Here is a 22,622-nt window from a genome sequence, read left to right on the forward strand (position 1 = left end):
GCCGCCGCGACCGGTCCCCCCTACCGGTCGCGGCGGCCTTGCCGTGATCGGGCGCCGAAAGCCGACACACCGAGCCGGGCGTCGAACCCGGAGACCTAGTGGAGCGTGCCATGAGCGAGTCCGTGAACCCCACCGGTGCCGAGCCCGACGCCCTGTCGGCACTGCGGCGGCGGCTGGAGGGCCGCACGGCCGACGAGCAGGACCGGGCGCTCACCGCGCTGGTCCGGGAGCAGGCCCGCGACGTGCTGCGGACCGTACTGCCGGACGGCCCGGACGCCGTCGAGCCCGGCCGGCCCTTCCGCGACCTGGGCTTCGACTCGCTCGCCGCGGTCGAGCTGCACCGCCGGCTCACCGCCGCGACCGGCCTGGACCTGCCGGTCACCCTGGTCTTCGACCACCCGACGCCGCAGGCGGTCGGGCGGCTGCTGCGGACCCTGCTCGGTGGGGACGCCGCACCCGCGCCGGTCGCCGCGCCGCTACGCCGGCCCGCCGCCGACGACGAGCCGATCGCCGTGGTCGGCATCGGCTGCCGCTATCCGGGGCACAGCACCTCTGCCGACGACCTGTGGCGGCTGGTCGCCGAGGGCCGGCACGTGATCAGCGACTTCCCGACCGACCGGGGTTGGGACACCGACGGGCTCTACGACCCGGACCCGGGCAAGCCGGGCAAGACCTACGTGCGCCAGGGCGGTTTCCTGGAGGGCGCGGCCGAGTTCGACGCGGACTTCTTCGGCATCAGCCCGCGCGAGGCGATGACGATGGACCCGCAGCAGCGGCTGGTGCTGGAGACCGCCTGGGAGGCGCTGGAGGACGCCGGCATCGACTCGGCGTCGCTGCGCGGCAGCCAGACCGGTGTCTTCATCGGCGCCGAACCGCAGGAGTACGGCCCCCGGCTGCACGAGGCCCCGGAGGGACTGGACGGCTACCTGCTCACCGGCAACGCGCCGAGCGTGGTGTCCGGTCGGCTCGCCTACACCTTCGGTTTCGAGGGCCCGACGCTGACCGTGGACACCGCCTGCTCGGGTTCGCTTGTCGCCCTGCACCTGGCCTGCCAGGCGGTGCAGCGTGGTGAGTGCACCACCGCGTTGGCCGGTGGCGTCGCCGTGATGGTGCACCCGGGCGCGTTCACCGCGTTCAGCCGGCAGCGCGGCCTCGCCCCGGACGGGCTGTGCAAGCCGTTCGCGGCGGCGGCCGACGGCACCGGCTGGGCCGAGGGGGTCGGCATCCTGGTGCTGGAGCGGCTCTCCGACGCCCGCCGCAACGGCCACCGGGTGCTCGGGGTGATCCGGGGATCGGCGATCAACCAGGACGGCGCGTCCAACGGGTTGACCGCCCCGAACGGGCCGTCCCAGCAGCGGGTGATCATGTCCGCGCTGGCCTCGGCCGGCCTGGCCCCCGCCGACGTCGACCTGGTCGAGGCGCACGGCACCGGCACCCGCCTCGGCGACCCCATCGAGGCGCAGGCGATCATCGCCACCTACGGCCGGGAACGCCCCGCCGACCGGCCGCTGTGGCTCGGTTCGCTCAAGTCCAACATCGGCCACTCGCAGGCCGCCGCCGGTGTCGCCGGTGTGATCAAGGTGCTGATGGCGATGCGGCACCGGGTGCTGCCGCAGACCCTGCACGTCGACGCGCCCACCCCCAACGTGGACTGGTCCGCCGGCACCGTCGCCCTGCTCACCGAGGCCCGCCCGTGGGACGACGCGGGCCACCCGCGCCGGGCCGGGGTCTCCTCGTTCGGGGTCAGCGGCACCAACGCGCACGTCATCGTCGAGGAGCCGCCGGCCGTCGACGACGAGGCCGTGCCCGCCGTGCCGCAGCTGCCCAGCGAGGTGCTGCCGGTGGTGCTCTCCGCCCGCGGCGAGGCCGCGCTGCGCGACCAGGCCGCCGCGTTGCTCGCCGTCGTGGACACCGACGGGGACGCCCCGGAACTGCTCGACGTCGCGTACTCGCTGGCCACCACCCGGACCGCGCTGGAGCACCGGGCGGTGCTGGTGGCCCGGGACCGGGCCGCGACGGTCCAGGACCTGGCCGCCCTCGCCGCCGGTGGCGACGTGCCCGGCGTGCACCTGGGCCAGGCCACCGGTGGTGGGCTCGGCTTCCTGTTCACCGGGCAGGGCAGCCAGCGGCTGGACGCCGGCCGGCAGCTGCACCGCAGCTACCCGGTCTACGCCACCGCGTTCGACGACGCCTGCGGCTGGCTCGACCTGCAACTGGACGTGCCGCTGGCCGACGTGCTGTTCGCCGAGCCCGGCACCGCCGAGGCGGCCCTGCTCGACCAGACCGCCTACACCCAGTGCGCGCTGTTCGCGGTGGAGGTCGCCCAGTTCCGGCTGCTGGAGTCGTGGGGGATCCGGCCGGACCTGCTCGCCGGGCACTCGATCGGTGAGCTGGCCGCCGCCCACGTCGCCGGGGTGCTCTCCCTGGAGGACGCCGCCCTGCTGGTCGCCGCCCGGGGCCGGCTCATGCAGCAGCTCCCCGCCGAGGGCGCGATGATCTCGGTGCAGGCCACCGAGGAGCAGGTCCGTCCGCTGCTGGCCGGCCGCGAGGCTCAGGTGGGCCTGGCCGCGGTGAACGGCCCCGCCTCGGTGGTGGTCTCCGGCGACGAGGACGCCGTGCTGGAGGTGGTCGCCGCCCTCGCCGCCGCCGGGCACAAGACGAAGCGGCTGAAGGTCAGCCACGCCTTCCACTCGCCGCTGATGACGCCGATGCTCGCCGAGTTCGGCCGGCTGGCGCACGTGCTCACCTACCGCCCGCCGACCATCCCGGTCGTTTCCACGGTCACCGGCCGGCCGGTGCTCTCCGGGGAACTGTGCGACCCCGAATACTGGGTGCGGCACGTACGCGACAGCGTCCGGTTCGCCGACGCCGTCCGGGCCATGGCCGACGAGGGGGTCACCACCTTCCTCGAACTCGGTCCGGCCGGTGTGCTCTCCGCGATGGGTCCGGCCTGTCTCGACGACGACGCCGACGCGGTCTTCGCCCCGCTGCTGCGCGCCGACCACGACGAGGAGGCCGACGTCGTCGCCGCCGTCGCCCGCGCCCACGTGCGGGGGGTGCCGGTGGACTGGACGGCGTTCTTCGCCGCCCGTGGGGCGCGTCGGGTCGCGCTGCCCACGTACCCGTTCCAGCGTCGCCGGTTCTGGATGGAATCCGGCGGCGGCAGCGCCGACGCGACCGGCTTCGGTCAGCTCGCCGCCGGGCACCCGCTGGTCGGTGCGGTCGTCGGCCTGGCCGGCGGCGACGGCGTGGTGCTCACCGGTCGGGTGTCGCTGCGCAGCCACCCGTGGCTGGCCGACCACACCATCTCCGGGGTGGCGCTGCTGCCCGGCACCGCCTTCGTCGAGCTGGCCGTGCGGGCCGGCGACCAGGTCGGCTGCCCCACCGTCGAGGAGCTGACCCTGGAGGCTCCGCTGGCGCTCGACGAGCGCGGCGTCGCCCTCCAGGTGGTCGTCGGCGCCGCCGACCCGGCCGGCCGCTGCCCGGTGGCCGTCTACTCGCGGCCCGACGGGTCCGACCCGGACGACCAGCTGTGGACCCGGCACGTCAGCGGCTTCCTCACCCCGGAGGCCGTCGACGCCGGTCAGCCGCTCACCCAGTGGCCGCCGCGCGACGCCCGGCCGGTCGACCTGGCCGGCATCTACGCCGAACTGGCCGACCAGGGCTACGGCTACGGCCCGGTCTTCCAGGGCCTCAAGGCCGTCTGGCGACGCGGCCAGGAGGTGTACGCCGAGGTCGCGCTCCCCGCCGACAGCCGGGCCGAGGCGGCCCGCTTCGGCCTGCACCCGGCGGTGCTGGACGCCGCCCTGCACGCCATCGACGCGGCCCACCGGGGCGAGCCCACCGACGACGCGGTGCGCATCCCGTTCGCCTGGAACGACGTCACCCTGCACGCCGCCGGTGCGGCCGAGGTGCGGGTGCGGATCGCCCCGGCCGCCGGGGACAGCGTGTCGGTGACCCTCGCCGACGCCACCGGCGCACCGGTGGCCTCGGTGCGGTCGTTCGTCTCCCGGCCGGTCTCCACCGCCCAGCTCACCGCCGCCCGGGGCGGCTACCACGAGCGGCTGTTCCGGCTGGAGTGGACGAAGCTCGGTCACCGGCCCGCCCCGACGGGCACCCCCCGCTGGGCGGTGCTCGGCGACGAGCGGATCGGCACCGCCCCCCGGTACGCCGACCCGGCCGCACTGGGCGCCGCGATCGACGCCGGCGCGACCGCCCCCGAGTTCGCGTTCGTCGGGGTCGACGCCGGTGACGTCCGGGCCGCCACCGCCGACGCGTTGACGCTGCTGCAGCAGTGGCTGGCCGACGCGCGGCTGGCCGGCACCCGGCTGGTCTTCGTCAGCCGCGCCGACGACCTCGCCACCGAGGCGGTCTGGGGTCTGCTGCGCGCCGCGCAGACGGAGAACCCGGACCGGTTCGTCACCGTCCGGCTCGCCGACGCCCCCACGTCGCTGCTGGCCGCCGCCCTGGCCACCGGCGAACCGGAGCTGCGGGTACGGGACGGGGAGATCAGTGTGCCCCGGCTGGCCCGGGTCGCCACCACCCCCGACGGCAACGACGACGCCGCCGGGTGGCCGACCGACGGCACGGTGCTGGTCACCGGCGGCACCGGCGGGCTCGGCGCGCACGTCGCCCGGCACCTGGCCGGCAACCACGGCGTACGCCACCTGCTGTTGACCAGTCGTCGTGGCCCGGCGGCGGCCGGTGTGGCGCAGCTGCGCGCGGAACTGGAAGCGGCAGGCGCGAGCGTCGACGTGGCCGCCTGCGACGCGGCCGACGCCGACGCCCTGGCCGCGTTGCTCGCCGCCGTCCCGGCCGACCGGCCGTTGCGGGCGGTGGTGCACGCCGCCGGCATCGTCGACGACGGGACGATCGGCTCGCTCACCCCGCAGCGGCTCGACGCGGTGCTGCAGGCCAAGCTGGACGGCGCGGTCAACCTCGACCGGCTGACCCGCGACGCCGACCTGACCGCCTTCGTGCTCTTCTCCTCGCTGGCGAGCCTGCTCGACTGCGCCGGGCAGGGCAACTACGCCGCCGCGAACGCCACCCTGAACGCGCTGGCCACCACCCGTCGGGCGCAGGGCCGGCCCGCCGTCGCCCTCACCTGGGGTCTGTGGACCGGTGACAGCGGCATGGGCGGCCAGCTGGACGCCGCCGCGTTGCAGCGCATCGAGCGGTCCGGCATGCCCGGCCTCAGCCCGGCCGAGAACCTGGCCCTGCTCGACGCGGCGCTCGGCGTCGACGAGCCGGTGCTCGCCCCGATCCGGGTCGACCTGACCGCGCTGCGCAACCGGCCCGACGGGGTGCCGGCGCTGCTGCGCGGCCTGGTGCCGCTGCCGGCCCGGCGGGCCGCGCAGGCCGCCGGCCCGGCGGACGCCGCCCAGGGGCTGGCCCGGCAGTTCGCCGGCCTCACCCCGGCCGAACGGGACCGGGTCACCCTCGACCTGGTCCGCGCGCACGTCGCCGCCGTGCTCGGCCACGACGGTGCGGAGGCGATCGAGCCCCGCCGCGCCTTCAACGAGCTGGGTTTCGACTCGCTGGCCGCGGTGGAGCTGCGTAACCGGCTCAACGCCGCCACCGGGCTGCGGCTGCCGGCGACCCTGGTCTTCGACTACCCGACGCCGGTGGCGCTCGCCGAGTTCGTGGTCTCCACCGTGCTCGGCACCGACGTGGACCCGGTGGTGCCGGAGCTGGCACCTGCCTCGTTCACCCAGGAGCCGATCGCGATCGTGTCGATGAGCTGCCGCTTCCCCGGTGGGGTGAGCACTCCGGAGCAGCTGTGGGAGCTGTTGGAGGGCGGCGTCGACGCGGTCTCCCCGTTCCCCACCGACCGGGGCTGGGACCTGGCCGGCATGTACGACCCGGAGCCCGGCAAGCCCGGCAAGACGTACTCGATGGAGGGTGGTTTCCTCTACGACGCGGCCGACTTCGACGCGGACTTCTTCGGGATCAGCCCGCGTGAGGCGGTCGCGATGGACCCGCAGCAGCGGTTGCTGCTGGAGACGTCGTGGGAGGTGCTGGAGCGGGCCGGGATCGACCCGACCTCGCTCAAGGGCAGCCCGACCGGTGTCTTCGCCGGCGTCATGTACCACGACTACGCGCTGCGCCTGCACCAGGTGCCCGACGAGCTGGCCGGTTACCTGGGCAACGGCAGCCTCGCCAGCATCGTCTCCGGCCGGGTCGCCTACACCCTCGGTCTGGAGGGGCCGGCCGTGTCGATCGACACCGCCTGCTCGTCGTCGCTGGTGGCGATCCACCTGGCCGTGCAGGCGCTGCGGGCCGGGGAGTGCTCGCTGGCGTTGGCCGGCGGCGTCACGGTGATGTCCACCCCGGACACGTTCATCGACTTCAGCCGCCAGCGGGGCCTGGCCAAGGACGGCCGCTCCAAGTCGTTCGCCGCCGGGGCCGACGGCACCGGCTGGGGTGAGGGCGCCGGCATGCTGCTGCTGGAGCGGCTCTCCGACGCGCGGGCCAACGGCCACCAGGTGCTCGCGGTGATCCGGGGCTCGGCCACCAACCAGGACGGCGCGTCCAACGGGCTGACCGCCCCGAACGGTCCCTCGCAGCAGCGGGTGATCCGGCAGGCGCTGGCCTCGGCCGGTGGCATCCCGGCGACCGAGGTCGACGCGGTGGAGGCGCACGGCACCGGCACGGCCCTCGGCGACCCGATCGAGGCGCAGGCGCTGCTGGCCACGTACGGGCAGGGCCGGCCGGGTGAGCGTCCGCTGTGGCTCGGCTCGATCAAGTCGAACATCGGCCACACCCAGGGTGCGGCAGGTGTCGCGGGCGTGATCAAGATGGTGCTGGCGATGCGCAACGGTCTGCTGCCCCGCACCCTGCACGCCGACGAGCCGTCCCCGCAGATCGACTGGTCGGCCGGCGAGGTGCGGCTGCTCACCGAGGCGCAGCCGTGGCCGGCGCTGGACCGGCCGCGCCGGGCGGGCGTGTCGTCGTTCGGCATCAGCGGCACCAACGCCCACGTCATCGTGGAGGAGGCCCCGCCGGTCGAGCTGGAGGGCGAGATCGTCGCGCCGCCGGCCGTGCTGCCGTGGGTGCTGTCGGCCAAGACCGAGGAGGCACTGCGCGCCCAGGCCGCCCAGCTGCGGGCCGCCGTCGCCGCCGCCACCACCGACCCGGGTGACCTCGCGTACGCGCTGGCCAAGGGGCGGGCGGCGCTGGACCGGCGGGCCGTCGTCGTCGGCGACGTCAGCGACTTCCTGACCGGCGCGGACGCCCTGGTCGCCGGGGCTGCGGTGCCGACGCCGTTGCAGGGCGGCTCCGGGGTGGTGTTCGTGTTCCCGGGGCAGGGTTCGCAGTGGGTGGGGATGGCGGTGGAGTTGTTGGATTCGTCTCCGGTGTTTGCGGAGCGGATCGGTGAGTGTGGGGTGGCGTTGTCGGAGTTTGTGGATTGGCGGTTGGTTGAGGTTTTGCGGGGTGTGGAGGGTGCTCCGTCGTTGGAGCGGGTTGATGTGGTGCAGCCGGTGTTGTGGGCGGTGATGGTGTCGTTGGCGGGGTTGTGGCGGTCGTTCGGGGTGGTGCCGGATGCGGTGATTGGGCATTCGCAGGGTGAGATCGCGGCGGCGGTGGTGGCGGGTGGTTTGTCGTTGCGGGATGGGGCGTTGGTGGTGGCGTTGCGGAGTTTGGCGATTGCGGAGGTGTTGGCGGGTCGGGGTGCGATGGCCTCCATCGGCCTGCCCGCCGAGCGGGTCCGCGAGCGCCTCGACGCCTACGACGGCCGGGTGTCCATCGCCACGGTCAACGGGGTGTCGTCGGTGGTGGTCTCCGGTGACCCGGACGCCGTCGACGACCTCGTCGCCGCTCTCAGCGCCGAGGAGGTGCGGGCCAAGCGGGTGAACGTGGACTACGCGTCGCACTCGGCCCAGGTGGAGCTGATCGAGCAGCGGCTGCGCGACGACCTCGCCGAGGTGTCGCCCCGGTCGTCGACCGTGCCGTTCTACTCCACGGTGACCGCCGGGGTGCTGGACACCACCGGCCTGGACGCCGGCTACTGGTACACCAACCTGCGGCAGACCGTCCGCTTCGAGGAGACCACCCGGGTGCTGCTGCGGGCGGGGATGCGGGTGTTCCTGGAGTGCAGCGCGCACCCGGTGCTGACCATGGGTGTCGAGGAGACCGCCGCCGACGCGGGCGTCGAGGTCGCCGCAGTCGGGTCGCTGCGCCGGGGCGAGGGCGGGCTGCGTCGTTGGCTCACCTCGCTGGGTGAGGCGTTCGTCCGTGGGGTGCCGGTGGACTGGTCGTCGGCGTTGCCGGCGCGTCCGCGCGGGGAGGTGCCGCTGCCGACGTACCCGTTCCAGCGCCGCCGCTACTGGATCGACGCGACCAGCGGCACGACCGACGTGGCGTCGGTGGGCCTCGGCGCGGCCGGCCACCCGCTGTGGGGTGCGTCGGTGGCGATGGCCGAGTCCGGTGAGGTGCTGTTCACCGCCCGGATCTCGCTGGACACCCACCCGTGGCTGGCCGACCACGCCGTCAACGGCACCGTCCTGCTGCCCGGTGCGGCCTTCGTCGAGATGGTGCTGCACGCCGGTGACCACGTCGGCCTCGGCCACCTGGAGGAGCTGACCCTGCACGCCCCGCTGCTGCTCGCCGAGCGCACCGCCGTGCAGGTACAGCTGCTGATGACCGCCGCCGACGAGTCGACCCGGCGGACCGTCAGCGTCCACTCCCGGGCCGAGCACGCCGAGGCGGAACAGCCGTGGACCCGGCACGCCACCGCCGTGCTCACCGACACCCCGGCCGCCGCCGGCTTCGACCTGTCGGCGTGGCCGCCGTCGGGTGCGGTGCCGGTGCCGACGGCGGGGTTGTATGACGACCTGGTGGTGCAGGGGTACGAGTATGGTCCGGTGTTCCAGGGGGTGCAGGCTGCCTGGCGGGTTGGTGAGGTGGTGTTTGCTGAGGTTGCGCTTCCGGAGGAGGCGCATGGGGAGGCGTCGCGGTTCGGGGTGCATCCGGCGTTGTTGGATGCGGCGTTGCAGGTGGTGGGGATCGGTGAGCCGGTGCCGGTGGGTCGTCCGCCGTATCTGCCGTTCGCCTGGACGGATGTGACGCTGCACGCCACGGGCGCCACCGCCCTGCGGGTGAAGGTCACCCCGACCGGCCCGGAGGCGGTTACCCTGCACCTGGCCGACCCGACCGGTGCGCCGGTCGCCGAGATCGGTTCCCTGGTGTCCCGGCCGGTGCAGCTCGCCGCCGCCACCACCGAGGGCAACCTCTACCGGGTCGACTGGACCACCGTCGCGGTGCCCGCCACCCCGACGACGCCCTCGTGGGCCCACCTGGCGGACCTCGCCGACGACGTGCCGGAGCTGGTCCTCGCCCGTCTCACGGGCGACGGACCGGTCGCCGACGTCGAGGTGGCCGCGCGGGCCGCGGTGGGTACGGCGCTCGCGCTGCTGCAGCGCTGGCTGGCCGACCCCCGGTTGGCCGAGTCCCGGCTGGTGGTGCTCACCAGCGGCGCGGCCGACCAGGTGACCGACCTGGTGCACGCCCCGGTGTGGGGCCTGGTCCGGGCCGCCCAGGTGGAGAACCCGGGTCAGTTCGTGCTGGTGGACGCCGATCCGGAGACTCCGGTGGAGGAGATCCTGGCGGCGGTGGGCACCGGTGAGCCGGAGCTGTCGCTGCGCGACGGTCAGGTGCGGGTGCCGCGCCTGGCCCGCGCCGCCGCCGGGGAGCCGGTGTGGCGGGCCGACGGTGCGGTGCTGGTGACCGGTGGCACCGGTGTGCTGGGCGGGCTGGTGGCCCGGCACCTGGTGGAGGTGCACGGGGTGCGGGACCTGGTCCTGACCTCCCGGCGCGGGTTGACCGCGCCGGGTGCGGTGGAGTTGCGGGACGAGTTGGCGGCGTTGGGTGCCTCCGTGGAGGTGGTGGCGGCCGACCTGGCCGACCGGGACGCGGTCGCCGGGGTGCTCGACGCCATCCCGGCGTTGACCGCCGTCGTGCACACCACCGGCGCGCTGGACGACGGTACCGTCGCCGCGTTCACCGACGCGCAGCTCGACACCGTGTGGCGGGCCAAGGCCACCCCGGCCTGGCACCTGCACGACCTCACCCGGGACCGTGAGCTGTCCGCGTTCGTGCTGTTCTCCTCGGCCGCCGGCGTGGTCGACGGCTCCGGGCAGGGCAACTACGCCGCCGCGAACGTCTTCGTCGACGCCCTGGCCGCGCACCGGCGGGCCCTGGGCCTGCCGGCCACGTCGCTGGCCTGGGGTTTCTGGGAGCAGCGCAGTGGGATGACCGCGCACCTCGGCGAGGCCGACGTGGCCCGGATGGCCCGCTCCGGCGTGCTCGGCATCGGCACCGACCAGGGTCTCGCCCTGCTGGACGCGGCGGTCGCCACCGACGAGCCGCTGCTGGTGCCGGTCCGGCTGGACACCGCCGCGCTGCGGGCCCAGGGCCAGCAGCTCCCGGCGCTGTTCCGGGGCCTGGTCCGGCTCCCGGCCCGACGGGCCGCCGGTGCGACCGCGACGCCGGTCGGCGGCTCGGCACTGCACCGGCAACTGCTCGGCCTCGCCGACGCCGACCAGCGGCGACTGCTGCTCGACCTGGTCCGGGCCAACGTCGCCGGGGTGCTCGGCCACGAGAGCCCGGCCACCGTCGAGCCGTCCCGGGCGTTCCGGGAACTCGGCTTCGACTCGCTGGCCGCCGTCGAGCTGCGCAACAAGCTCAACACCGCCACCGGGCTGCGGCTGCCGGCGACCCTGGTCTTCGACTACCCCAACCCGACCGCGCTCGCCGACTACCTGCACACCAGGATCCTCGGTGCGGCCACCCCGCAGGCCCCGACCGTGGCCACCCCCGTCGCCGACGACGAACCCGTCGCCATCGTGGCGATGAGCTGCCGCTTCCCCGGCGGGGTCCGCACCCCCGAGGACCTGTGGCGACTGCTCGCCGACGGCACCGACGCGATCACCCCGTTCCCCACCGACCGGGGCTGGGACCTCGCCGGCATGTACGACCCGGAGCCCGGCCGGACCGGCAAGACGTACGCCATGGAGGGTGGTTTCCTCTACGACGCGGCCGACTTCGACCCCGACTTCTTCGGGATCAGCCCGCGTGAGGCAATCGCGATGGACCCGCAGCAGCGGCTGCTGCTGGAAACCTCGTGGGAGGCCCTGGAGCGGGCCGGCATCGACCCGAACTCGCTGCGCGGCAGCCTCACCGGTGTCTTCGCCGGGGTCATGTACCACGACTACGCCAGCCGGCTGCCCGAGGTGCCCGAGGAACTCGCCGGTTACCTGGGCAACGGCAGCATGGCCAGCGTCGCGTCCGGCCGGATCGCCTACACCCTGGGCCTGGAGGGGCCGGCGGTCAGCGTCGACACCGCGTGTTCGTCGTCGCTGGTGGCGATCCACCTGGCCGTGCAGGCGCTGCGCTCCGGCGAGTGCTCGCTGGCGCTGGCCGGTGGCGTCACCGTGATGTCCACCCCGGACACGTTCATCGAGTTCAGCCTCCAGCGGGGCCTGGCCGCCGACCACCGGTGCAAGTCCTTCGCGGCCGGCGCGGACGGCACGGCGATGTCCGAGGGCGTCGGCATGCTGCTGCTGGAGCGGCTCTCCGACGCCGAACGCCACGGTCACCACGTCCTCGCCGTGGTGCGGGGTTCGGCGATCAACCAGGACGGCGCGTCCAACGGCCTGACCGCCCCGAACGGTCCCTCGCAGCAGCGGGTGATCCGGCAGGCCCTCGCGGCGGCCGGTGGCATCCCGGCCACCGAGGTGGACGCCGTCGAGGCGCACGGCACCGGCACCACCCTCGGTGACCCCATCGAGGCGCAGGCGCTGCTGGCCACCTACGGTCAGGAACGGCCCGGGGACCGGCCGCTCTGGCTCGGCTCGGTGAAGTCGAACATCGGGCACACCCAGGGTGCGGCAGGCGTCGCCGGTGTGATCAAGATGGTGTTGGCGATGCGCAACGGGGTGCTGCCCCGCACCCTGCACGTGGACGAGCCCACCCCGCAGGTGGACTGGTCGGCCGGGGCGGTGCGGCTGCTCACCGAGACGCAGCCGTGGCCCGCGCTGGAGCGGCCCCGCCGTGCCGGTGTCTCCTCGTTCGGCATCAGCGGCACCAACGCCCACGTCATCCTCGAACAGGCACCCCCGGCCGAGGAACCGCCGGTCGACGTCCCCGAGCCGGAGCTGCTGCCCTGGGTGCTGTCGGCCCGCACCGACCAGGCCCTGCGGGAGCAGGCCGCCCGGGTGGCCGACGTCGCGGGCGACGGGTCCGTCAGGGCCGGTGACCTCGCGTACGCGTTGGCGACCGGGCGGGCGCTGCTCGACCGGCGCACGGTGATCGTCGGCGACCGGAGCGACTTCGTCGCCGGGGCGCGGGCGTTCGCCGAGAACGGCACCGCCCCCGGTGTGCTCCAGGGCGGCACGGTCTTCGTGTTCCCGGGGCAGGGTTCGCAGTGGGTGGGGATGGCGGTGGAGTTGTTGGATTCGTCTCCGGTGTTTGCGGAGCGGATCGGTGAGTGTGGGGTGGCGTTGTCGGAGTTTGTGGATTGGCGGTTGGTTGAGGTTTTGCGGGGTGTGGAGGGTGCTCCGTCGTTGGAGCGGGTTGATGTGGTGCAGCCGGTGTTGTGGGCGGTGATGGTGTCGTTGGCGGGGTTGTGGCGGTCGTTCGGGGTGGTGCCGGATGCGGTGATTGGGCATTCGCAGGGTGAGATCGCGGCGGCGGTGGTGGCGGGTGGTTTGTCGTTGCGGGATGGGGCGTTGGTGGTGGCGTTGCGGAGTTTGGCGATTGCGGAGGTGTTGGCGGGTCGGGGTGCGATGGCCTCCATCGGCCTGCCCGAGCGGGCGGCGGCCGAACGGCTGACCGGCTACGCCGACCGCATCTCGATCGCCACCGTCAACGGCACCTCCTCCGTCGTCGTCTCCGGTGACCCGGACGCCGTCGACGACCTGGTCGCGACGCTGACCGCCGAGGGGCTGCGGGCCAAGCGGGTGAACGTGGACTACGCGTCGCACTCGGCCCAGGTGGAGCTGATCGAGCAGCGGCTACGTGCCGACCTCGCCCAGGTCACCCCCCGTGCCGCCACGGTCCCGTTCTACTCGACCGTCACCGGTCGGGTGCTGGACACCACCGGCCTGGACGCCGGCTACTGGTACACCAACCTGCGGCAGACCGTCCGCTTCGAGGAGACCACCCGCGCCCTGCTCGACGCCGGGATGCGGGTGTTCCTGGAGTGCAGCGCGCACCCGGTGCTGACCATGGGTGTCGAGGAGACCGCCGCCGACGCGGGCGTCGAGGTCGCCGCCGTCGGGTCGCTGCGCCGGGGCGAGGGCGGGCTGCACCGCTGGCTCACCTCGCTCGGTGAGGCGTTCGCCCGGGGCGTCACCGTCGACTGGTCGCCGGTGCTGCCGGCCCGGCCCCGGGGCGAGGTGCCGCTGCCGACGTACCCGTTCCAGCGCCGCCGCTACTGGCTGAACGCCACCGGTGGCAGCGCCGACCTCACCTCCGCCGGTCTCGGCTCCGCCGGGCACCCGCTGTGGGGGGCCGCCGTCACCATGGCCGAGTCCGGCGAGGTGCTGTTCACCGGCCGGATCTCGCTGGACACCCACCCGTGGCTGGCCGACCACGCCGTCAACGGCACCGTCCTGCTGCCCGGCACCGGCTTCGTCGAACTCGTCCTGCACGCCGGGGACGACGTCGGCCTCGGCCACCTCGACGAGCTGACCCTGCACGCCCCGCTGATCCTGCCCGAGCAGGGTGCCGTACAGGTGCAGTTGCTGCTCGCCGCCGCCGACGACACCGGCCGCCGGACGGTCACCGTGCACTCCCGGCCGGAACACACCGGCAGTTGGGTCCGGCACGCCACCGGCGTGCTCTCCGCCGACGTCACCGACCCCGGCTTCGACCTGCGGGTCTGGCCGCCGTCGGGTGCGGTGCCGGTGCCGACGGCGGGGTTGTATGACGACCTGGTGGTGCAGGGGTACGAGTATGGTCCGGTGTTCCAGGGGGTGCAGGCTGCCTGGCGGGTTGGTGAGGTGGTGTTTGCTGAGGTTGCGCTTCCGGAGGAGGCGCATGGGGAGGCGTCGCGGTTCGGGGTGCATCCGGCGTTGTTGGATGCGGCGTTGCAGGTGGTGGGGATCGGTGAGCCGGTGCCGGTGGGTCGTCCGCCGTATCTGCCGTTCGCCTGGACGGATGTGACGCTGCACGCCACGGGCGCCACCGCCCTGCGGGTGAAGGTCACCGCCAGCGGCCCGGAGTCCGCCACCCTGCACCTGGCCGACCCGGACGGCGAACCGGTCGCCGTGGTCGGCGCGCTGGTGTCCCGCCCGGTCCAGCTCACCGCCGCCGCCCCGACCGACGGGGACCTCTACCGCGTCGACTGGGTGACCGTGCCCACCGGCACCGCCGCCGAGTCGTGGGGCTACCTGGAGGGTCTCGGCCTCGGCGTACCCGACGTCGTGCTCGCCCCGCTCACCCCGCCCGCCGCCGACCTCGACCCGGCCACCGCCGCCCGGACGGCGGTGGGGGAGACCCTCGCCCTGCTCCAGTCCTGGCTGGCCGACCCGACCCAGGCCGCCGCCCGGCTGGTCGTGATCACCAACGGTGCCGCCGACGGCGGCACCGACCTGGCCCACGCCCCGATCTGGGGCCTGGTCCGCGCCGCGCAGGCGGAGAACCCCGGCCAGTTCGTGCTGGTGGACGCCGATCCGGAGACTCCGGTGGAGGAGATCCTGGCGGCGGTGGGCACCGGTGAGCCGGAGCTGTCGCTGCGCGACGGCCAGGTGCGGGTGCCGCGCCTGGCCCGCGCGACCACCACCGGTGGAGCGTGGCGGGCCGACGGCACCGTCCTGGTCACCGGCGGCACCGGTGTGCTGGGCGCGCTCGTCGCCCGGCACCTGGTGACGGTGCACGGGGTGCGGGACCTGGTCCTGACCTCGCGGCGAGGGCTGACCGCGCCGGGCGCGGCGGAGCTGCGCGACGAACTGACCGGCCTCGGGGCCACCGTCGAGGTGGTGGCCGCCGACCTGGCGGACCGGGACGCCGTCGCCACCCTGCTGGACGGCATCCCGGCGTTGACCGCCGTCGTGCACACCACCGGGGTCCTCGACGACGGCCTGCTGACCGCCCTGACCCAGGAACAGCTCGACACCGTGTGGCGGGCCAAGGCCGACCCGGCCTGGCACCTGCACGAGCTGACCCGCGACCGTGACCTGTCGGCGTTCGTGCTGTTCTCCTCCGCCGCCGGGGTCCTCGACGGGGCGGGGCAGGCCAACTACGCCGCCGCGAACGTCTTCGTCGACGCCCTGGCCGCGCACCGGCGGGCCCTGGGCCTGCCGGCCACGTCGCTGGCCTGGGGTTTCTGGGAGCAGCGCAGTGGGATGACCGCGCACCTCGGCGAGGCCGACGTGGCCCGGATGGCCCGCTCCGGCGTCCTGCCGCTGGACTCCGACCGGGGTCTGGCCCTGCTGGACGCGGCCGTCGCCGGCGACGAGCCGCTGCTGGTGCCGGTGCGGCTGGACACCGCCGCGCTGCGGGCCCAGGGCCAGCAGCTCCCGGCGCTGTTCCGGGGCCTGGTCCGGCTCCCGGCCCGACGGGCGGCGGGTGGTCCGGCCACCCCGGTCACCGGCTCCGGCCTGCACCGGCAGCTCGTCACCCTCGACGCGGACGACCAGCACCGGGTGCTGCTCGACCTGGTCCGGGCCAACGTCGCGGCCGTCCTCGGCCACGACAGCGGCACCGCCGTCGAGCCGGCGCGGGCGTTCAAGGAACTCGGCTTCGACTCGCTGGCCGCCGTCGAGCTGCGCAACAGGCTCAACACCGCCACCGGGCTGCGGCTGCCGGCGACCCTGGTGTTCGACTACCCGAACCCGACCGCGCTGGCCGGGTACCTGCACGGCACGATCCTCGGCGGACCGGCGTCGGCGCAGCCGAGCACGGTGGTCCGGCCGGTGGTCGACGAACCCGTCGCCATCGTGGCGATGAGCTGCCGCTTCCCCGGCGGGGTCCGCACCCCGGAGGACCTGTGGCAACTCCTGGTCGACGGCGCGGACGCCATCTCGTCGTTCCCCACCGACCGCGGCTGGGACCTCGACCACCTCTACGACCCGGAGCCCGGCAAGCCCGGCCGGACGTACTCGCTGGAGGGTGGTTTCCTCTACGACGCGGCCGACTTCGACCCCGACTTCTTCGGCATCGGCCCGCGTGAGGCGGTCGCGATGGACCCGCAGCAGCGGTTGCTGCTGGAGACGTCGTGGGAGGTGCTGGAGCGGGCCGGGATCGACCCGACCTCGCTCAAGGGCAGCCCGACCGGGGTGTTCACCGGGGTCATGTACCACGACTACGGCAGCCGGCTGTCCGAGGTACCCGAGGAACTCGCCGGTTACCTGGGCAACGGCAGCATGGCGAGCGTCGCGTCCGGGCGGATCTCGTACACCCTGGGCCTGGAGGGGCCGGCGGTCAGCGTCGACACCGCGTGTTCGTCGTCGCTGGTGGCGATCCACCTGGCCGTGCAGGCGCTGCGCTCCGGCGAGTGCTCGCTCGCGCTGGCCGGCGGGGTCACGGTGATGTCCAAGCCGGACACCTTCCTGGACTTCAGCCTCCAGCGGGGGCTGGCCGCAGACGGCCGGTGCAAGTCCTTCTCCGCCGACGCCGACGGCACCGGCATGTCCGAGGGGGCGGGCATGCTGCTGCTGGAGCGGCTCTCCGACGCCGAACGCCACGGTCACCACGTTCTCGCCGTGGTGCGGGGTTCGGCGATCAACCAGGATGGCGCGTCCAACGGGCTGACCGCCCCGAACGGTCCCGCCCAGCAGCGTGTCATCCGGCAGGCGCTGGCCGCCGCGGACGTCCGCCCCGACGAGGTCGACCTGGTCGAGGCGCACGGCACCGGCACCACCCTGGGCGACCCGATCGAGGCACAGGCGGTCCTCGCCACCTACGGTCAGGACCGTCCGCAGGACCGGCCGCTCTGGCTCGGCTCGATCAAGTCGAACATCGGCCACACCCAGGGCGCGGCAGGTGTCGCTGGCGTGATCAAGATGGTGTTGGCGATGCGCAACGGGGTGCTGCCCCGCACCCTGCACGCCGACCAGCCGTCGCCGCAGGTGGACTGGTCGGCCGGGGCGGTCCGGCTGCTCACCGAGGCGCAGCAGTGGCCGGCACTGGAGCGGCCCCGCCGTGCCGGTGTCTCCTCGTTCGGCATCAGCGGCACCAACGCCCACGTCATCATCGAGCAGGCACCGGCGGTCGAGGCGACGCCGGCCGACGGGGACGCCCCGCACACCCCACCGGTGCTGCCCTGGCTGCTCTCCGCCCGCTCGGCGGAGGCGCTGCGCGCCCAGGCCGGGCTGGTCGCCGACACCGGGGCCACCCTGGACGTGGCGTACTCGCTGGCCACCACCCGGGCGGTGCTGGAACGTCGGGCCGTGGTGGTCGCCCCGGCCGGGGACGACGCGGTCCGCGCCCTGCGCGCGGCCGCCGGGGGCACCGACCCCGCCGAGTGGGTGCAGGGGACGCCGTCGGCCGGCAAGCTCGCCATGCTCTTCACCGGCCAGGGCGCGCAGCGCCTCGGCATGGGCCGCGAGCTGGCCGCGGCGTACCCGGCCTTCGCGGCGGCGTTCGCCGAGGTGTGCGCCCACCTGGACGCGCAGCTCGACCGGCCGCTGCGGGAGGTGCTCTACACCGAACCCGACGTCGCCGACGCCGCGCTGCTCGACCAGACGGTCTACAGCCAGAGCGCGCTGTTCGCCATCGAGGTGGCGCTGTACCGGCTGCTCGAATCGTGGGGCGTCCGGCCCGACCTGGTCGCCGGGCACTCCATCGGCGAGATCAGCGCCGCGCACGTCGCCGGGGTGCTGTCGCTGCCCGACGCCGCGACCCTGGTCACCGCGCGCGGCCGGCTGATGCAGGCGATGCGGGAGGACGGCGCGATGGTCGCCGTCGAGGCGTCCGAGGAGGAGATGCGCGGGGAGCTGGCCGGTCGGGAGACCGAGCTGGGTGTCGCGGCGGTCAACGGCCCCCGGTCCGTGGTGATCTCCGGTGACCACGACGCCGTCGGCGCGCTCGCCGACGACTGGCGGGCCCGGGGACGCCGGATCAAGCGGCTGCGGGTCAGCCACGCGTTCCACTCCCCGCACATGGAGCCGATGCTGGCCGAGTTCCACCGGGTCGCCGCCGGGTTGACCTTCGCACCGCCACGGGTGCCGGTGGTGTCCAACCTGACCGGCCGGCTCGCCGACCCCGACGAGATCACCACCCCCGGCTACTGGGTGCGGCACGTCCGGGAGGCGGTCCGGTTCAGCGACGGGATCGCCACCCTGGAGGCGGCCGGCGTCACCACGTTCCTGGAGGTGGGCCCGGACGCGGTGCTCACCGCGATGGGCCGGGAGTGCGTCACCGACACCGGGGGCGTCACCCTGGTGCCGGTGCTGCGCGGCGGCCGGGACGAGGCGGCGACCCTGCTGACCGCCCTCGCCACCCTGCACACCCGAGGTGTCCCGGTCGACTGGCGGGCCTGGTTCGTGCCCACCGGCGCCCGGGTCACCGACCTGCCGACGTACCCGTTCCAGCGGCGTCGGCTCTGGCTGGACGCTCCGGCGGGCGGCGGTGACGTGCCGGCGCTGGGTCAGCGGCCGGCCGCCCACCCGCTGCTCGGCGCGGTCGTCGGGCTGGCCGGTGCCGACGGCACCGTGCTGACCGGCCGGTTGTCGCTGCGGACCCACCCGTGGCTCGCCGAACACGATCTCGCCGGGACGGTGCTGCTGCCCGGCACGGCGTTCGTCGAGCTGGCCGTCCGCGCCGCTGACCAGGTCGGCTGCGCCCAGGTGGAGGAGTTGACGCTGGAGGCCCCGCTGGTCGTCCCGCCCCGGGGCGGCGTCGACCTGCAGGTGGTGGTGGGAGCGCCCGACGGGACGGGACGCTGCCCGGTCACCGTGCACTCCCGGCCGGAGGACGGCGTCGACGGATGGACCCGGCACGCCACCGGCGTGCTGGCCCCGGCGGCGTCGACCGCGTCGGCCGGTCCGGCCGGCGACGCCTGGCCGCCCGCCGGGTCGATCCCGGTCGACCTGGCCGGCCGCTACGACCGGCTGGCCGACGCCGGTTACCACTACGGTCCGCTCTTCCAGGGCCTGCGGGCCGCCTGGCGCAACGGCGACGAGGTGTACGCCGAGGTGGCGCTCCCCGACGAGGCGACGTCGACGGCCGGTCGGTTCGGCCTGCACCCGGCGCTGTTCGACGCGGTGCTGCACACCCTCGACCTGACCGGGGACGAGCCGGACGACGACCAGCTGCGGCTGCCGTTCGCCTGGCGTGGCGTCACCCTGCACGCCACCGGCGCGACGGCGCTGCGGGTGCGGCTGCGCCCGACCGGCCCGCAGGAGGTGGCGTTCGACCTGGCCGACACCACCGGCGCACCGGTCGCCTCGGTGGCCTCGCTGGTGGTCCGGCCGCTCGCCGCCGACCAGCTGGGCGGGGCGCGGTCCGGGCACCGCTCGTCGCTGTACCAGGTCACCTGGACCGCGGTGGAGACGCCGCAGGGCACCGGCGACGGCACGACCGTGGTCCTCGGCGACGACGACCTCGGCCTCGGGGTGTCCCGGCACGCCGACCTCGCCGCGCTCGCGGCGCGGGACGGCACGCCGGACACCGTCGTGGTGGCCTGGCGTTCCCCGTCGGATTCCCCCTCGGCGGTGGCCACCGGGGCGCTGTCCCTGGTGCAGCAGTGGCTCGCCGACGACCGGTTCGCCGGTGCCCGGCTGGCGCTGGTGACGACCCGGGCGGTCGCCACCGTCGACGGCGAGGACGTGCCCCGGCCGGTGGACGCCACCGTCTGGGGGCTGGTCCGGGCCGCGCAGGAGGAGAACCCGGGCCGGCTGGTCCTGATCGACGTCGACGGGCCGGACCCGGCGGGGGTGCGGGCGGCGCTGGCCGTCGACGGCGAACCGCAACTGGCGGTCCGTCGCGGTGGCCTGCTCGCGCCCCGGCTGGCGGCGCTGCCGGTGCCCGACGAAGAGCCGCCCGCCGGCATCGACCCGACGGGCACGGTGCTGGTCACCGGCGGCACCGGGGGCCTGGGCCGGCTGCTCGCCGAGCACCTGGTGACCCGGCACGGCGTACGACGGCTGCTGCTGGCCAGCCGGCGCGGCCCGGCGGCCCCGGGGGTGGACGAGCTGACCGCCCGCCTGACGGCGGCCGGCGCGGAGGTGACGGTGGCCTCCTGCGACCTGGCCGACCGGGCGGCGGTGGCGGCCCTGCTCGACGGGGTGCCCGCCGAGCACCCGCTGACCGGGGTGGTCCACGCCGCCGGGGTGGTCGACGACGGGTTGCTGCCGACGTTGACCCCGCAGCGGGCGGCGGCGGTGCTCGGCCCCAAGGCGGAGGCCGCCCGTCACCTGCACGAACTCACCCTGCACCGGCCACTGCGCTGGTTCGTGCTGTTCTCCTCGGCGGCGGCCACCCTGGGTGGCGCCGGCCAGGCCAGCTACACCGCGGCGAACGCCTACCTGGACGCCCTCGCCCAGCACCGGCGGGCGCACGGTCTCGCCGGCACCGCGCTGGCGTGGGGCCTGTGGGCCGAGGCGGGCAGCGGGATGACCGGGCACCTCGGTGCGGCGGACCTGCGCCGGATGGCCCGTTCCGGGGTGGGCGCGTTGTCCACGCCCGACGCGTTGGCGCTGTTCGACGCGACCCTCGGGCCGGTGCCGGCGGTGGCCCTGCCGGTCCGGCTGGACCTGGCCGCGATCCGGTCCCGGGCCGACGGGGTGCCGCCGCTGTGGCGCGGCCTGGTCCGGGCGCCCGCCCGGCGGGCGGCGGCCGGTGCGGCCGGCCCGGTGGCGGGGGAGAAGCCGTTGGCCGACCGGCTGGCGGGGCTGTCGCCTGACGACGCCGACCGGACCGTGACCGAGCTGGTCCGGGCCCGCGCGGCCGAGGTGCTGGGGCACGACCGCCCGCACCTGCTGGACGTGGACAAGGGCTTCCTGGAGTTGGGCTTCGACTCCCTCGCGGCCGTGGAGTTCCGCAACAGCCTCGGTGCGGCGACCGGGCTGCGGTTGCCGGCGACGCTCATCTACGACCACCCCAGCCCGGCGGCGGTGGCCCGGTTCGTCCGGTCCGAGCTGGCCGGTGACCTGCCGGCCGCACCGTCGCTGGAGGCGGAGCTGGCCCGGTGGGAGACGCTGCTGGACGGCACCGTGCCGGACGAGGCGGAGCGGGGCCGGATCACCGTCCGGCTCCAGGCGCTGATGTCCCGGTGGAACGCGGCGTACGGGGCGGCCGAGGTGACGTCGGACGCCCGGGACCTGGCGTCGGTCACCGCGGACGAGTTGTTCGACATCCTCGACGACGAGTTGGAGGCGTCCGACTGACCCTCTTCCGAGGAGGCCCGAGGTCCGTCGACCCCCACGGGTGGCCGGCGGGCCTCGGGCTTCCTCCCGCGTACGGGTGGGCTTTTGTCCACCTTCGACGTGGGTCCATGGCCGTACCGTGTCACCGTCCGACCTCATACGGTAGTGACCGGGCCTGGTGGACGTCACGGTTCGCCACAGGGTGCCACCAGGGTGGACACGGGGAGAGGCAGGGAGGATGCGGGTGCGACTCGAACAGGGCATCGTCGCCAAGGTCACCCGGAACGGGCAGCTTGAGCTGATCTCCGAACGGAGCGGGCTGCGATACCGGTTCGGGGCGACCGCCGCCGCGATGTGGATCGCGTTGCAGCAGCAGGGCGGCTCGTTGGAGCGGGCGGCCGGTGTGCTGGCCCGGCAGTGGTCGGCCGATCCGGCGGTCACCCGGCGCGACTTCGACGTCTGGCTGGAGGACATGCTCCGTGCCGGTCTGGTCCGGGTGGAGTGACCGGCCCGGCGGGTCCGGCCGGCGGCGGTGTCGCCCCGACCCCTATCCCGACCCCCTGTACGCGGGCCGCGGCGGGTCGTACCCCTGTCGGGTCGGCCGGGACGCGGCCCGGCGGCCGGCGGTCAGGCGTCGGTGCAGGGGTGCCCGGGGTCGCCGGACTCGTTGACCGCGCCGACGATCACCCGCAGCGCCTCGGCCAGGTCCCTGCCGGAGGGGGCGGCCTCGGGATCGAGCAGCCGCTGCACCGTCAGGCCGGTCATCAACGCCAGCAGGAACGAGCCGACGGCCCTGCGGGTCTCCTCGGGGACGTTCTCACCACCGTTGCGGATCACGAAGGTGGCCAGCGCCGGGCGGGCCCGGGTGTACGTCTCGGCGAGCTGCTCCCGCAGCACCGGCAGGTGCTCGGCCAGCGCGAACGCCTCGATCCCGGCGACCCAGAGCGGCCGGTGCGTGCCGAACGACTCCACCAGGCCGGTCCACATGGTCTCCAGCCGGTCCATCAGGTCGGGTTGGGTGCCGTCGCGCAACACCCGGTCGATCTCGACACCCCACTCCTCGAACGCCTGTACCAGGGCGGCGGTCAGCAGCGCCTCCTTGGAACCGAAGTGGTACCCGATCGACGCCAGATTCGTGTCCGAGGCGGCGACGATGTCACGGGCGGTGGTGCGTGTGTAGCCGCGCTCGTAGAGGCAGACCCTGGCCCCTGCCAGCAGGCGTTCCCGATGACCCACGGCGTCACCCTACTCGGAACCACCCCCTAATTCATCCACCGGATGTATACGAGCGTCTAAATCCGGTGGTAGCTT

At 74.8% G+C, this 22,622-nt stretch carries 3 protein-coding genes; 2 read left to right on the forward strand and 1 reads right to left on the reverse strand.

Annotation, left to right across the window (positions count from 1 at the left end; genetic code table 11):
* The first annotated feature begins 122 nt into the window (after positions 1-122).
* Together ACN268_RS31160 and ACN268_RS31165 are read left to right on the forward strand one after the other, a co-directional pair.
* Complete coding sequence (locus tag ACN268_RS31160) at positions 123-21,332, forward strand: SDR family NAD(P)-dependent oxidoreductase (protein ID WP_421487044.1); 21,210 nt, start codon at positions 123-125, stop codon at positions 21,330-21,332.
* 217 nt (positions 21,333-21,549) lie between these two features.
* Positions 21,550-21,816, forward strand: a complete 267-nt coding sequence (locus ACN268_RS31165; protein WP_204928161.1) for a PqqD family protein — start codon at positions 21,550-21,552, stop codon at positions 21,814-21,816.
* Positions 21,817-21,938: 122 nt separating this feature from the next.
* On the opposite strand, the gene ACN268_RS31170 is transcribed toward ACN268_RS31165, so the two are convergent.
* Positions 21,939-22,547, reverse strand: a complete 609-nt coding sequence (locus ACN268_RS31170; RefSeq protein WP_421486592.1) for a TetR/AcrR family transcriptional regulator — start codon at positions 22,545-22,547, stop codon at positions 21,939-21,941.
* Positions 22,548-22,622 lie beyond the last annotated feature (75 nt).

The organism is Micromonospora sp. WMMD735 (genome assembly GCF_049178995.1).
In the GTDB taxonomy this organism is placed as follows: domain Bacteria; phylum Actinomycetota; class Actinomycetes; order Mycobacteriales; family Micromonosporaceae; genus Micromonospora; species Micromonospora wenchangensis.